At 43.9% G+C, this 15,023-nt stretch carries 13 protein-coding genes; 6 read left to right on the forward strand and 7 right to left on the reverse strand.

The features are described 5' to 3' along the window. Nucleotides 1-90 precede the first annotated feature (90 nt). Together nrtS and murJ are read right to left on the reverse strand one after the other, a co-directional pair. The gene (gene nrtS / locus H6F74_RS06380; RefSeq protein WP_190437913.1) at nt 91-333 is read right to left on the reverse strand and encodes a nitrate/nitrite transporter NrtS; all 243 of its coding nucleotides are present in this window, start codon (nt 331-333) and stop codon (nt 91-93) included. A gap of 143 nt (nt 334-476) precedes the next feature. Next, complete coding sequence (gene murJ, locus H6F74_RS06385; RefSeq protein WP_190437915.1) at nt 477-2,090, reverse strand: murein biosynthesis integral membrane protein MurJ; 1,614 nt, start codon at nt 2,088-2,090, stop codon at nt 477-479. A gap of 140 nt (nt 2,091-2,230) precedes the next feature. Between murJ and sfsA the strand changes: the two genes are divergently transcribed. Further along, nucleotides 2,231-2,965: a DNA/RNA nuclease SfsA gene (gene sfsA / locus H6F74_RS06390; protein WP_190437917.1), complete on the forward strand. Its 735-nt coding sequence runs from the start codon at nt 2,231-2,233 to the stop codon at nt 2,963-2,965. Nucleotides 2,966-3,082: 117 nt separating this feature from the next. Beyond that, nucleotides 3,083-4,003 (forward strand): NAD(+) kinase, encoded by a 921-nt coding sequence (locus H6F74_RS06395; RefSeq protein ID WP_190437919.1) that lies wholly within the window; start codon nt 3,083-3,085, stop codon nt 4,001-4,003. Nucleotides 4,004-4,050: 47 nt separating this feature from the next. Here H6F74_RS06395 and H6F74_RS06400 read toward each other — a convergent pair whose 3' ends face one another. Together H6F74_RS06400 and H6F74_RS06405 are read right to left on the reverse strand one after the other, a co-directional pair. After that, nucleotides 4,051-4,440, reverse strand: coding sequence for a Rid family hydrolase (locus tag H6F74_RS06400; protein ID WP_190438034.1), 390 nt, complete (start codon nt 4,438-4,440; stop codon nt 4,051-4,053). A 32-nt stretch (nt 4,441-4,472) separates the two neighbouring features. Beyond that, nucleotides 4,473-4,685 carry a hypothetical protein gene (locus H6F74_RS06405; protein ID WP_190437922.1) on the reverse strand — a complete coding sequence of 71 codons (213 nt, stop codon included), beginning with the start codon at nt 4,683-4,685 and terminating at the stop codon, nt 4,473-4,475. 187 nt (nt 4,686-4,872) lie between these two features. On the opposite strand from H6F74_RS06405, the gene H6F74_RS06410 reads away from it, so the two are divergent. Then, on the forward strand, nt 4,873-6,480 hold the full coding sequence (locus tag H6F74_RS06410; protein WP_190437924.1) for a glycosyltransferase family 39 protein: 1,608 nt from the start codon (nt 4,873-4,875) through the stop codon (nt 6,478-6,480). Here H6F74_RS06410 and H6F74_RS06415 read toward each other — a convergent pair. Then, a complete protein-coding gene (locus H6F74_RS06415) occupies nt 6,477-8,726 on the reverse strand; it encodes a glycosyltransferase (protein ID WP_190437927.1) in 2,250 nt (749 codons plus the stop codon). The two genes, H6F74_RS06410 and H6F74_RS06415, sit on opposite strands and share 4 nt — an antisense overlap. Before the next feature lie 565 nt (nt 8,727-9,291). Between H6F74_RS06415 and H6F74_RS06420 the strand changes: the two genes are divergently transcribed. The 3 genes from H6F74_RS06420 to H6F74_RS06430 all read left to right on the forward strand — a co-directional run bounded on the left by H6F74_RS06420 (nt 9,292) and on the right by H6F74_RS06430 (nt 11,950). Then, entirely contained in the window at nt 9,292-9,756 is a 465-nt protein-coding gene (locus H6F74_RS06420) for a DM13 domain-containing protein (protein ID WP_190437931.1), read from the forward strand. Nucleotides 9,757-9,781: 25 nt separating this feature from the next. Continuing rightward, nucleotides 9,782-10,495, forward strand: coding sequence for a DUF4079 domain-containing protein (locus H6F74_RS06425; protein WP_190437934.1), 714 nt, complete (start codon nt 9,782-9,784; stop codon nt 10,493-10,495). A gap of 405 nt (nt 10,496-10,900) precedes the next feature. After that, nucleotides 10,901-11,950: an LD-carboxypeptidase gene (locus tag H6F74_RS06430; protein WP_190437937.1), complete on the forward strand. Its 1,050-nt coding sequence runs from the start codon at nt 10,901-10,903 to the stop codon at nt 11,948-11,950. 126 nt (nt 11,951-12,076) lie between these two features. On the opposite strand, the gene H6F74_RS06435 is transcribed toward H6F74_RS06430, so the two are convergent. Together H6F74_RS06435 and H6F74_RS06440 are read right to left on the reverse strand one after the other, a co-directional pair. Next, nucleotides 12,077-12,742, reverse strand: a complete 666-nt coding sequence (locus H6F74_RS06435) for an HAD family hydrolase (RefSeq protein ID WP_190437943.1) — start codon at nt 12,740-12,742, stop codon at nt 12,077-12,079. A 700-nt stretch (nt 12,743-13,442) separates the two neighbouring features. After that, the gene (locus tag H6F74_RS06440) at nt 13,443-14,636 is read right to left on the reverse strand and encodes an NAD(P)/FAD-dependent oxidoreductase (protein WP_190437945.1); all 1,194 of its coding nucleotides are present in this window, start codon (nt 14,634-14,636) and stop codon (nt 13,443-13,445) included. Nucleotides 14,637-15,023: the final 387 nt, after the last annotated feature.

Genomic DNA, 15,023 nt, shown 5'->3' on the forward strand with positions numbered 1-15,023 from the left:
GCGATCGCGCACGGGCGATCGCAAAGTCTTCTATCAGGGTAGGGCGACACTTGTTTATTGGCTCAAAAGCGTTATCAGTAACAGCTTTCTTCAATACCGAGTTTTTAAGGATTTGCGACGATAAGCGTATTGACCATGAATATTGACAAGATAAGGCATTAGATAGGTAAGAGATCCGGCAATCCAGCGATCGCGAGTCATTTCTCCTCGGAAGAAGGCAAGACCGTGATTGATCAAAAATAAAACAGAGCCTACGAATAGAGCAGTCCGTAAGCCTGTCGGGATCAATTCTTTGTCAAATAGACTGGCTAGATATCCTTTGAAGGCCTTCATTGGTTGCCTTTGTTATTAAGCTAACGAGCCAAGTTTCAAGACTCATCTCGGCTTAATATTTAGATATCACACCTTCCTGCCAGACTTTGGTAGTGTTGCATACGGTTGAGTGAGTGCGTTTGCTTCACGCCCCCTTGCCATCTTTATCTCACAAAGCGCTGGCGAATGCGGGAGACAAAAATATCCACTTCTGGCAAATTCAGCCGCGTGGCAAATAAGGCATAAACCCCTAAGCCGACTAATCCAGCTAAACTTAGCTGCAACAACTGCAACAGCAAACTGTTGCTGCCTAAAAATTCCTGAAAACCCCGACTAACGCCCCAGGTAGCTAACCCAGCCACAAAGCTAGCGCCAGTTAAACTGAGGATAGGTAAGCACCACTCCCGCCAAGGTAAGCCGTGAAGCTTGCGATCTAAAAACCACACCAGCGCTATTGTTGAAGTAATATTCACCCCCACCGTTGCCAGAATCAAACCGGGTGCGCCGAAACGTTGGACAAGAATATAGTCGAGTATGGCATTCAGAAAGATATTCACGATACTGATGCGAAACGGTGTTTCGCCATCCCCCAAAGCATAAAAGACGCGCACCAGCACGTCACGCGCCAAGTAGACAAACATCCCCATACTGTAAGCAATTAGCACTGAGGAAACTAGCTGGGATGCCCTTTGGTCGAAAGCATAACGCTCATAAACCACGCGCACAATTGGCACTGCCAGAGTTACCATTAAGGCACTCAAAGGCAGCATGGTAACGGCGGTGAGGAGTATTCCCTGACGAATCCGCGCCTTGAGTTCAGTCCAATTTTCCGGGGCAGCCAGCCGCGAAAATATGGGCAGTAGCGGCACTAAAATTACATTGGAAATAATTCCCAGGGGCGTTTGCACTAAAAGCCCTGCATAGGTCATGGCTGCGGCTGCTTGGGGAATATAAGAAGCGAAAAATAAATCGGTGTAGAGGTTAATTTGCAGCATTCCAGAGGAAAGGGTTGCTGGCCCCATCACCTTGAGGACATCCTTAACTCCAGGCTGGTGCCAGTCAAAGCGCAGGCGTAATGTGCCCAAGCCAGCCCGCCATTGTGCCGACAGCTGGATTAACCACTGTAAGATGGCACCAGCAAGGGTTCCCCCAGCTAAAACTAATCCTCCTAGCTTGGCGTATTGAGGGGCGTTGATTTGGTCGCCGAGTTGCAGCGCTAAGATGCCGAGTCCGCCAATGACTGTAATGCTGGAGAATAAGGGACTAACGGAGGGCAGCCAGTACATATCAGCGGCGTTAAGGGTGCCAAAACCAATGCCGATGAGTCCAGCAAGGATTGCCATCGGAGCCATTATCTGTAATTGATCGATGGCGATCGCTTTCACTTGTATCCCATAGGCTGTCTCGCTTAAACCCGGTGCGACCAGGTTAATGAAGACTCCGGCAAATACAATTAAAACGATGGTGACGATGAAGAGTATCCCTCCCACCAGCGTTGTAATGGTTTCTACCAAAGGTGCGGCTTCCGATTTATCGCGCTTGGCTAAGACGCTGACAATGGCGCTATGAAAAGGGCCATTGATGCCGCCCAGTAAAATCAACAAAAAGCCAGGGATGACATAGGCGTAGTTGTAGGCATCGGCGGTGACACCCACACCAAAAGCAGCTGCGATCGCTTGCTGGCGCACTAACCCAAAAACTTTACTAATCAGTGTGGCAATTGCCACAATCCCAGCAATTCCAGCTAGGGAACGAGCGGTTTTTTGCTTTTCAGTCACAAATGCTTAAAGATACCTCAAGAGACTCATTTTATTTAAACGCAAAGAATGCAAAGGTTAACGGTTTAGGTAGCAAAGGTTTGTCTGACTCTGCGATCGCCTAAGATTACCTTTGCGTTACTCTGCATTAAAAAACTACTATGGATTGGCTTTACCAATACCCAACTCTGTATCCGGGTGTCCTACTAAAACGTTACAAACGGTTTTTTGCCGATATTCAGCTGGCGACCGGGGAAGTAATCACCGCCCACTGTCCTAATACTGGCCCAATGACGGCGGTTTCTACGCCTGGGAGTCCGGTGCAGGTGTCCTACAGTGACAATCCTAACCGGAAGTTGCCTTATACCTGGGAAATGATTCAGGTTTGCGATACTCAACCAGCCTGGGTAGGAGTGAATACAGCTTTGCCAAATCGGGTGATTAAGTTGGCGTTGGAGAAGTTCCTGTTTCCATTAGGTAAATACAGTCTAATTCGCTTTGAAGTACCTTATGGGAAAGAGAAAAGCCGGGTAGATTTTTTGCTGACTGGCGATGAGTCTGACAAACCGATTTATCTGGAAGTCAAAAGTACAACTTGGGCGCAAGGTAAAATGGTGCTATTTCCCGATACAGTCACGACGAGGGGACAAAAGCACCTGCGAGAACTAACGGCGCTAATTCCCCAAGCGCGGGCGGTGATGCTTTATTTTATTAATCGTGGCGACTGTAACCAGTTTGCGCCCGGAGACATTGCCGATCCTTTGTATGGGAAGTTGTTGCGCGATGCTGTTTCCTTGGGGGTGGAGGTGTTACCTTGCCGCTTTGAAATTAACCCAGAGGGAATTCGCTACTTGGGGTTAGCTGATTTTATCCCATCAATGCCCAACGCTGTCTAACTGTCGCTAAAAGAACATTACCAGGAGGAGTACCCTAGCTTAAGATAGGGAGGCGATCGCCCAAACGCAAAAATAAGCACGCGCGATCGCGCTCTATAGGTTTAGGGTAAATAATCAGTGGAGCTGAAAAACGTTATTATTGCTCACAAGGCGGGAGATCCCCTAAGCCGCAGTTGGGCAGAAAAATGCGCTAGGCAACTGGAAAAACGCAATTGCCATGTTTTAATGGGGCCAAGTGGGGCGAAGGATAATCCCTATCCGGTTTTTTTGGCTTCCGCAATGCACCGCATCGATCTGGCGTTGGTGCTGGGTGGAGATGGCACAGCATTGGCAGCGGTTCGGCATCTATCTCCAGAGAGAATCCCGATTTTGGCAGTGAATGTTGGGGGACATCTGGGATTTTTAACACAGCCATTTGAGGAATTTCAAGACACTGAGAGGGTTTGGGACAGGTTAGAGGAGGATCGCTATGCTATCGAACGCCGGATGATGTTGCAGGCGGCGTTATTTGAGGGCGATCGCACGAATATGGAACCGGTGAGCGATCGCTTCCTTGCACTGAATGAAATGTGCATCAAACCCGCCTCCGCCGACCGCATGATTACCTCGATATTAGAAATGGAAATTGACGGCGAGGTGGTGGATCAATATCAAGGGGATGGGCTGATTGTCGCAACGCCCACGGGTTCCACCTGTTACACCATCTCTGCAAACGGCCCCATCGTCCATTCGGGCATGGAAGCTATTACCGTCACCCCAATTTGCCCTTTGAGTCTCTCCAGTCGCCCAATTGTCATCCCCTCCGGTTCTGTGGTCAGCGTCTGGCCTTTAGCTGACTACGAATTAAACACTAAACTATGGATGGATGGGGTGATGGCAACTGCAATTTGGCCCGGACAGCGGGTAGACATCCGCATGGCAAATTGTCTGGCTAAGTTTATTATTTTGCGCGAAAACTATTCCTATTACCAAACGCTCCGAGAAAAACTCCAGTGGGCAGGAGCTAGGATTCGGTATAGTAACAATCACCGCAATTAAATTATTGTGGCGTTTGTAAAAGCAGAAATAGGAATAGTAAATCGCTTTCACTCCATACAAACTGCATCAGCTTCTACCTCAATTAACATTGCCGGCTCAACGAGGGATTTTACTTCTACCATCGTTGAAGCTGGAGGATTTTCTCCAAAAAATTCTTTGTGCGCCTCACCGAATTCTGCCCAGCGAGAAATGTCTGTGACATACATCCGAGTTCGCACAACACAGCTACAATCAGTACCCAGCTCCTGCAAGGCTTTTTGGATTATTTCAAAGCAGCGCTTTGCTTGAGCATAGGCATTTTCAGCAGCAAATACCGCACCCATCTCATCGACGGGCACAGTGCCAGAAACATAGATGATATTTCCTACTTTTACAGCGCGACAATAGCCGACTTTGGACTCCCAAGAAGCTCCAGAAAACACCCGATGGACTTGGATACTCAGGCACTCCTAACGCTGATTAGCCAATTTTACCTGTAATAACGTTGCTCAATCCACGAACGCACCTCAGCTTCTGAGCCAAGATAGCTAGAGCGACCACTAGCAGGATCGTAAGCACGCCAATAAGTATGTCCGTGACCATCAGAAACCTGCCAAACACGCAATTCTGAAGCGTTAACCACGAATCTGACAAAGCCTTGCCAAATTCTATTTAGAGTCAATAACACCGCTGAGGTTTTCATAACTAAAGTACCGAATCAGAGTAATTATCAGAGTAGGATTGGCAGTAACTAACGCACTTCATCCGGCTGAGTTACCCGATTGGATGATTTTTGACTAATTCTAAGATTGGGTTAAACTTGGGAAACCGGGATGCTGCTACTTCAAAATATCTATCAATAGATAGATTGACTAACATAGAAAATATTTATGCGAAATTTGAGCCTGCCTAAGACTTGGTTTGGTTTTTTTCTTATCGTCGTGTTGGTACTCGGCGTTTTTTTTCGCTTTGTTAATTTGGACAAAAAAGTTTATTGGCACGATGAAGCTTATACTTCATTGCGAATTTCTGGCTATACCAGTGCCGAAGTGAATCAACAACTTTTTAATGGTCAAGTAATTGGCATCGAAGATTTACAAAAATATCAGCGCCCTAGTTATGAAAAAAGTTTAATTGATACTATTAAAGCTTTGGCAATCGATGATGCTCAACATCCGCCACTTTATTACATATTAGTAAGATTTTGGGTGCAGTTGTTTGGTAATTCGGTAGCAGTCACGAGAAGTTTATCAGTGCTGTTTAGTTTGCTGGTATTCCCTTGTGTCTATTGGCTATGCCTGGAATTATTTGAGTCGCCGCTAGCGGGATGGGTAGCGATCGCTCTAATTGCTGTCTCACCTTTCCATGTTTTGTACGCGCAGGAAGCGCGGGAATATAGCCTATGGACGGTGACTATTTTATTATCAAGTGCTACATTGCTGCCAGCTTTGCGACTAACCACAAAAGATGGAAATAAAACTTACCATCTTCAGGCATGGGGAATTTACGCCGCCACTTTAGCATTAAGTATCTATACATTCCCATTTTCTGTATTTGTGGGAATCGGACATGGAATTTATGTAATCGTAATTGAAGGCTTCCGCTTTACTAAAAAAGTAGCTGCCTTCGTACTGGCATCCCTGACGGCGGTGCTATTGTTTTCTCCTTGGTTGGTAATTGCGATCGCTACTTGGTCGGAAACAGGAGCAAACTGGACTGCTGTACCCATTCCCTTAATAGCTTGGCTAAAAACGTGGGGAATTCACATTAATCGTGCTTTTATTTTAACCCAAGGCGACTTTGGCTTTGATACTCTATTAACCTATTTAACTTTACCTATTTTTTTAATTTTAGTTGGCTACTCAATTTATTTTCTCTGCAAAAATACCAAAAAGGAAGTTTGGTTATTTGTTCTAACTTTGATGGGAACCTTAACTTTAGCTTTAGTGCTTCCGGATTTAATTTTAGGAGGACAACGCTCAACTTCTAGTCGCTATATAGTCCCTTTTTATTTGGGTATTCAGCTATCAATTGCTTATCTACTTGCCACTGGGATTACATCGACTAGGTTTTTAGAACATAAATTTTGGCAGATAGTGATGGCTGCACTGATTTCAGCGGGTGTTGTTTCTTGTGCAATTAATTCTCAAGCTGAGACGGCTTGGAATAAAGTAGTTAGCTATCACAATTATCAAGTTTCAGAAATAGTCAATCAGACAAAGGCTCCTCTTCTAATTACGAATTCTTTTGGGATTAATTTCGGCAATTCCCTGGCTCTTAGCTATCTATTCGAGGAAAAAGTACGCCTTATGGTAGTTCCAGGTAATACGCAGCCAGATTTTATGAATATTCCTAAGATTCCTCAAGGTTTTAGCGATGTGTTTTTATTAAATCTTTCGGAGCAATTTCAGGAGAAAATTAAGAAAGAGTCTAATTTTAAAATAGAGCCTCTTTACAATGACAATTTTCTCTGGCTCTCAAAACTCGTAAAACCCTAAACTTTAGAGACAGCGAGCGCGCTTATTCCTCGATTTCTATCAAACAACACTCGCGGACGCAGCAAAATTTTGAAAATTAGCAACAGAGAACTAATTTCACCGGGGGTATCCCGACGCTTCCACTGACCAGGACGACAAAACAACATTTCTACTAATCGCCGATGTTCAGAGAGACTCAACTGCTCAAATGTTACTTGCACTGTCGGAAATTCATCGGCGAAACCAGTAGAAATAATTTGTCCTTCTAGATATATTTCTTCCTCCATAATTGCCAGTGTTACGGGCACTGGTTCATTGGAAGAAATCGGTGGCAATTGGGTCATAATTACTTGAGCGCCAGCTTCTGAAATTATCTTGGTAATTCCCCAATAATTCTGCCCAGCCACATTTATCTGCACCACTCGCCTCAAATCAAACCATTCATACAGATCGGGTTTGGGAACATCCAGCAAGATTAACAACGTGATGCCAATCATCAGCAAATTATAACCACTCCAAACCCAACCTAAGTTGATACCTTTGTATACCTCGGCTGTGCCATTAGTCATCATGCACATTCCCAAATTCCGCCACAAACTGACCGATGTTGCTAGGAATAAGATAATCAAAGGCCATGCTAAACGCCAGTTGAAAGCATAGCGATCGCGTGATATCCCTTTTGGCGTTACTTTAAAGCCTTTTGAGAAGGGATTTAGCATTACTTGAAATACAGTCAGTGCTAGGGGGAAACACAGCACTAAAGTATAAATATCCGATAACAAAGCTGAGCGCGAACGGTAATTTAACCAGGAGAAGACAGACAGTTGTACCACATAGTAAGGTACAAAGAAATACAACAATTCAGCAGCTGTAGCCCGGATGGGAATAACGCCTAAAAATGAATATGCTAACGGCATCAACAAGAAATAAACCCGCGCCCAACTGGTGAACCAATGCAGCAGTCCTTCTGAATGAGCCAGCCTTTGTAAGGGGCTTAGTCCGGGAATTGTTAACGGATTCGACTCAATAAAAAATCCTTGTAAAGTACCCCGCGCCCATCGCAATCTCTGGGTAGCATGAGCAGCAATATTTTCTGCGGCTAATCCGGCACTCAGTTTTTCATCTAAATAAATTAATCGGTAGCCTTGGGCAGATAAACGAATTCCTGTAAAGTAGTCTTCACTGAGGGAATCTGTTACAAAACCACCCGCTTCTTCCAAAGCGCTGCGTCTGACAATAAAAGAAGTACCAGAACAAATTACGCTGCCTGCTGCATCCCGAATTGGCTGAATTTGCCGATAAAAAACTTCTTCTTCTGGTGTTAAAACGTGTTCTAAGCCTAAATTATGGGCAATCGGATCGGAGTTATAAAAACTTTGAGGTGTCTGTACCAGGGCGACTTTTTCATCTTGAAAAAAGCCTACCGTGCGGGTAAGAAAGTTTTTAGTGGGAATAAAATCAGCATCGAATACAACAATTAGTTCGGCTTTGGTTTGAGGAAAGGCATGATTGAGATTTCCCGCTTTAGCATGACTATTATCTGGTCTTGTTTTATACTCGCATCCCAGTTCTTTAGCCAATTGTTGCATTTCTGGGCGCTTAGTATCATCGAGCAAATAAATCTTTTTGTTGGCATAATCTAAAGCTTGACAGCCTATGATTGTGCGCCGTAAAATAAAAACTGATTCGTTGTAAGTGGGAATAAAAATATCTACAAATGGTGTAAAAGTGCCGTTGAGGACATTCTTAGAAAGCTGGTCAGCTTCTTTCCTTCGGTCTTTCACGTTTAGCATCAAAAATAACTGAATAATGCTACTAGCCAGCATTAACATTTCCATGCCAAATAACCCTAGGCTAAAAATACCATTTAGGGGATCGGCAAGATTCAGGGTAGAAAGCGATCGCCAGACAATATAGCGACCCGTCAGCCCTAGCAAAATTCCCACCACAAAAAACCGCGATTTGGCGTTAGGTAGCGGGGAAATCTTCATCACCGCCAAGACAGTAAGCAGCAAAGCAATCGTGGGAACTAGCAGATATTTGCCAGCAACCATTGGCGCTTCCACCCACATAGGCGGCTTTTCTTGCCATTTTTGTAGTTCGGCAAACAGGTAACTAATCGTCCCTTCACCAGCAAACCACGCCGCAGCGATCGCGCCCGCAAAAGCAACAATCCCCACCATAATCAGCGTTGCGACCCGAAGCCGAAACACGCGCTTCAGAATACGACGCTTTGACATTTGCTTATTAATCTGTGAAGTTGTCATTCCTGTTAATTCCTTAAAGCTAGGTTGGTATTCAATTCTTCTAAATTAATCTCCCAATAGTCTGAATAAATTAAATTTTGCTTAGCTATCAAATTGGATTGTAACTCAATATATTATTCTCGGTTTGGGTGTAAGGCTTGCATACACCCCACTTTAAACAATCTAGGGACACGATTAGAATGTTATAGAACTAACATATACTAAAAAAAAATAGTAGGTTAGACTGGTATCAGCAACGTTACCTATAATAATAGTTTTTTTAAACCATGTGTCAACAGAGCAAAAAACGATAAGGGGCTGAAATCATTACTAAGTCTTACATAAACTCAAACTAATACTATGTTAATCTCTAGTTATAGCAATCCTATTTAACTTGTGAACGAGTATTCGCCTTGTAGGGACACGACAGCGCCTTGCCCCTACAGGGTTTCACGAATCATTTAGGATTGCTATAGCGGATATAAAATTAAGCGGTTTCCTGCAAATTTCTCAGGAAAAACTCATCTTTCGATGTCAACATTAAGGGTAGATTGTCAGTAAAAATGATGTAGAGCAAGACGAGGTTATGAAGTTGAAGATAGCAATCCTGTGTGCCGTTACCCTTTTGAATGTTGGCTGTACCAAAGAGGTAAGTTCCAATCAAGCAACTACCCAGGCTGAGGCATCAATAACCCCAGAAGCTAAGTCAGTTGCACAAGTCCCCCTATCTGGAAAGTTTGTAGCAGCAGAACACCCTACTACGGGAATGGTTAGCGTGGTGGCAGAAAATGGAAAAAACTATATAGAGTTAGATGAAGCTTTTAAAACCAATAATGGCCCGGATTTATTTGTTATCTTCCATCGTTCCGAAAAACCGCCAATATCAGGTATAAAAGAAAAAGATTATGTAAGCATTGGTCGCTTGCAAAAAGTGAGCGGTACTCAACGCTATGCTATACCTGCTAATGTAAATCCCGCAGACTTTCGTTCAGTGGCGATTTGGTGTCGCCAATTCAATGCTACTTTTGGTTTTGCTTTGTTAAGTAGCTAGTGAATTAACCCATACTGAGGTTGTTATGGAAATTGCAGATTGGACAGCTTTAATTCATCCCGCGATCGCAGTTACATTCGTCTTCCCTCTGATTGGCATTGTCGTTCACTTCGCTTGGCAAACTCGTCAACGCCGTTTGCAAAATAAAGAAGGGAAAAGCAAAATTTCTCCAGTTGTTGGTAAAGAACACGTTCAAATCGGGAAATGGCTTTCGGCTGCGGTCGTTGGAGTTGCTTTGATAGGACTTGCTTACCCAATCTTTGGACATATTTTGGAAAATAATATTGGAAGCGAAAACCCTTTTCAAGTTGTTTTCATCGTACTAATGTTTGCAGCTACTATTGCCTCGTTAATATTCCTATACAAAGCCAGACAGCGACTTTGGCGAGGAGTTTTTGCTACTTTAACAGGTGCAGGTTTAGTTATTTTGGGGTTCCAAGAAGGCGTTTTTCGACGAGATAATGAGTGGTATTGGTCGCACTATTACATCGGCATTGCAGTTGCAATGTTGATGATTTTCTCGTTAGCAATTATTGAGGATATCTATAAAGATAAATCAAATCGCTGGCGTAATGTTCACATCATTTTGAACTGCATCGCACTTTTACTATTTCTAGGACAAGGTATGACCGGGACGCGAGATTTGCTAGAAATTCCTTTAAGCTGGCAGAAACCTACCATCTATCAGTGCGATTTTGCTAATAAAACTTGTCCTTCTCCTGCACCACCGAAAAGTTAATATTTAAACGCAATCTTGTTACCATAATAAAATTTCACTTTATATGGGCAATACATCCATTTATTGCCCATATAAAGTGAAATTTTATAAAAGAAACAAATGAAGGAATTAATTACCTTTAAAGGGTATTTTAGTAAGATTTACGCATCTTTGGGTAGGAGAGCCTGCGCCTGCTACAGAGAAAGCGATCGCAACTAAAACTCCTAGTCCCAGCAGCAAGAGAACTTGGCATAAATAGCGATCGCTACCAAGGCAAAAAATATGTCTATCAGCTTAAATATAAAGTCTCGTAAGGCGCTATTGCTTTTTTAACTTATGCTTACAGGTATGATTTTGGGCGATCGCTATTAATTTTTCATCCAAAATGCTATTACATTCTTGTCCGGTAAGGAAAATTATACCTGCATGAGCAGCCGCCGTCAGTTTATCGAAACAGTTGCCAAAAGCGCGATCGCTACCCTCATAGCTTCTCCCTTAAAATCAGGAAAAGCCGCAACTCCCCCAATTTTAAAACCCGCCCGTTTAAAACCCGGTTCTATTGTGGGAATTGTCAGTCCCGCTAGTGCAACATTTCTCCGGGAAGAACTCGATATCGTCATAGATGTAGTGCGGGGACTAGGAATGGTTCCCAAACTTGCTCCCCATATCCTCGACAGATATGGTTATTTAGGGGGCAAAGATAAAGACCGCGCCGCAGACATCAATCAGTTTTTTGCTGACCCGAAAGTAACAGCTATTCTCCCGATGCGTGGCGGCTGGGGTTGCAGTCGGATACTACCATATTTAGATTACCAACTCATCCGCAAAAATCCCAAAATTATTGTCGGTTTCAGCGATATGACAGCGTTAATTTTGGGAATTAACGCTAAAACTAACTTAGTTACATTTCACGGCCCCAACGGTTTGACATCTTGGCGAACAAAACAAACTGATTCTTTCCGCCGCGTCTTAGAATCTGCCGAAACCGTGACCTTTCAAAACCTAAAAGATGACGGCGATGAAAATCGATTGATGCAGCTAAAATATCGCCAACAAACTATAACACCCGGTCGAGCGCAAGGCAAGCTCATTGGCGGCAATCTTTCAGTTTTTTCTGGGATTGTAGGTTCTCCTTATATGCCCGATTTAAACGGTGCAATCTTATTTTTAGAAGAAATCAATGAAAATATTTACCGCATCGACCGCTTGATGACTCACCTAAAAATTGCCGGAGTATTTGATAAATTAGCTGGTTTTATTTTTGGGCAATGTAAAGGATGTTCGCCTGATGCTGATTATGGTTCTCTCACCCTTGAAGAAGTAGTTTGGGATCATATTCAACCATTAGAAATTCCCTCTTGGTACGGCGCGATGATTGGTCACATTGAACCGATAGTTACGCTTCCTATTGGTTTAGATGTGGAGATTGATGCCACTGCTGGCACTATTAGAATGTTAGAACCAGCGGTGGTTTAAATTGCTATCGTGAAAACCTCCAATTGTGTTGGCTAACTTTTTAAATCTACTTATTTTAAATGTATCTTTATTCAAAAGAATGACCTCATTGCAATCTGCGGTTTCTTCACATTATGCGCCAGGTATTTACTCTGTCCGTTTTAACAAAATACCTTTCAGTCCCGCAGCTTTTGCTCCCTGATAATCTTCCTTATGACTGTCGCCAATGTGCCATACATCCTCAGCTTTTGCCTGATGTTTTTGCAACGCGGCGGCGAAAATCTTTGGATCGGGTTTAGCAGCACCAACCTCAGAGCAAATAGTTACGGACGTGAAATATTGTATCAAATTTAAAGATTGCAAAACCGAATAAATCCGAGAATCGAAATTTGACACCACACCCAGTTCAATTCCCATCTTGCGCCACTTTTCCAAGGATGTAGGGACATCTGAATAAACAAACCAAGGTTCAGGGGTGGAAAAGTGGTTGTAGAGTTCGTCAAAAAAACTGGCAAAATTGGAAAACTTTTCGAGAACACCGGCTTTGTGAAAAGTGGAAAGCGCGATCGCACGCCACCAATCAGACTCGCAATCGGGAATTTTTTGGGGTTCTGTACCTGGAAAAACTGGCGGCGGCGAAGCTTTAAAACTCTCGTAGAAAGCTTTTTGCAAGTCTTCTGGCGACACTTCCACATCAAACCGACGCGCGATCGCGCCATACACCTCGCCTATACTACCCCGCACCCCAAACATAGTGCCAACAGCATCGACAAAAATCACTTTGGGACGCTTCCGGCTATTTTCGTTTTCCATCTCTAGATTGCAAACCCTACAACACCACCCAGTATATTCATTATCATCTCATTGAGCGTATCCCAGTAGGAAGCTCTAAACTGCCTATTCAGAATGAAGCCATAGCGCGATCGCAAGATATTAAGGTAAACTCACTGAGATTTCCGAGTAAACAAACGAACCCCATGATAAAAATTAGATTTTGCCACCAGTGCAAGCTTCTCCAGATATCTTGATAAACTGGCAAATGCTTACTCAAAATGCTCTAGGAGATTCAGCAATAACCAAAATTAAGGGACGAAATTTTTATCAATCATCCATTTTATCCAATTTTTAAATATCGGATAACTATAATTATACTTAAATAAACTTTTTGGTTTTTATTTGACAATATTGCTTCTAATTTTGTGATTTTTAAAATAAACAATAATCCAAAGCCTATAATAACTACAAACAGCTTAGGAAATACCGCTAAATACAACCCTATAAAAAACGCAGCATATAAAAACTATAACCGATTTATTTTAATACCTTTGAGCATTTTTTATCGACTATAGCAATCCTATTTGAGTTGCGAGCTAGCCCTTCAGATTCCCGACTTCTTAGAGAAGTCGGGAATCTCGCCGTTAGGAATCATTTAGGACTGCTATATAAGCAAAGCAACATAAAGTTAACAATCCCCTACCCATTGACGGGGAGGGGGTTGGTGGTGGGGTGAAAGCTACTTAGACAAAAAATCAACCAAAGGTTGAGTAATCCAATTCAAGCCGACTTTCAGCTGATGATTTAGCGATGGCATCCGATACAGATAGGCAAGACGGCGGAGAATGTAAGCCGGAGTACCATCCAGTTTGACTCCCAAACCTGTCAGTGTGGCGTTATCGGTTCCCAACGTCATCATCTCCCCTAATTGCTGATAGCGGAAGGGAAGCAAAGGACGACCGCTCAGCGATGCCCAAATATTCCAGGCGGCAAAATCAGATTGCTGGAACGCAGACTGGGCCGTTGCGGGGATAGCTTGTCCCGTGACATCGTGACAATCAGCAAGGTCGCCGAGAGCAAAGATATCTGGATGGTCAACCAGTTGCAGAGTCGGCGTAGTAGTCAATTGACCGCGTTGATTTTGTTTGACAGGGAGGCTTCGCACCGCATCCGCCATGCCCACTCCCACCGTCCACAGCACCAAATCCACCGGAATTGGGTCTACCTGTCCTTTATACACCAGCGAGATTGTCGTCGGTGACATCGACTCAACCGACGTATCCAAATCAATCCAAACACCTCGGTCTTCCAAAGCTTTCCGCGCTGCATCCCGGTTAAAGTCGGTTGAAGTTCGCAGAATCATATCGCTTAGTTCAATCAAGCGTATCCTACCGCGATCGCCAAGACGGTCAGCCAACTTACAAGCCAACTCTACCCCGCAGTAACCAGCACCCGCGATCGCTATGCGAATCTTATCAGCTTCCGACTCTTCCAAAATTCTCAGGCGTTCTTCCAGACGATAGGCATCAGCCATAGTGCGGAAACCAAAAGCATACTCAGCAGCTCCCGGTACCATGTCTAGGAGAGTTTCCCCACCCAACGCCAAGACCAAGCGATCGTAGGCAAAATCTTGACCATCGTGCAAATGTACTAGATGTTCCTCGATATCAATTCCAGCCACGACACCCTGACAGAAGCGTATACCCGTGTTAGCCAGAATTTCTTGAAACGGCGGGGCAATTTCCCAGGTTTGCAGTTCCCCGGTAAGCAGTTCATACAGTAGCGGCGTAAACAAAAAGCGGTCATCCCGATCGACTAAGACAATTTCGGGACGTTCTGACCTTTCCCACGGCAGTTCGCTCAAGCGCAGAGCGGTATAAAGACCACCAAAGCCGCCACCGAGTATACAAATACGTGCAGGTTGCTGGGTCATAGTTGGATGCGCGGACACTTCTAGCTGGGCAACTACTTTCAGTCTAATGATTCTGCCGTTCTATAGCCATCAGCCAGCGATCTAAATATTTCCCCTCGTGGAGTTCATCTAATTGTGTCAGCCTTCTCACATTCGACGAATGGCGATTTCGTCTTTTTTAAGGAGAGTAAATGCGCCGCTCATTCTTGACTCCTCTGTTCCCGTCGAAACTCCGCGATCGCTTCTATCTTACCCACAATATTACTGGTCAACTACCCACCACTGATTTGTTCGCCCGAAGGCTCACAAATACAGTGGGGGCTTGTATCTAAGCTCCACCTCAATTCCGAAAACCTTTGCAGGATTTCGGCTTTGGTTTCATCACTCGATACATCAGGGGATGCTGAC

The organism is Trichocoleus sp. FACHB-90 (assembly GCF_014695505.1).
Taxonomy (GTDB): Bacteria; Cyanobacteriota; Cyanobacteriia; order Cyanobacteriales; family FACHB-T130; genus Funiculus; species Funiculus sociatus.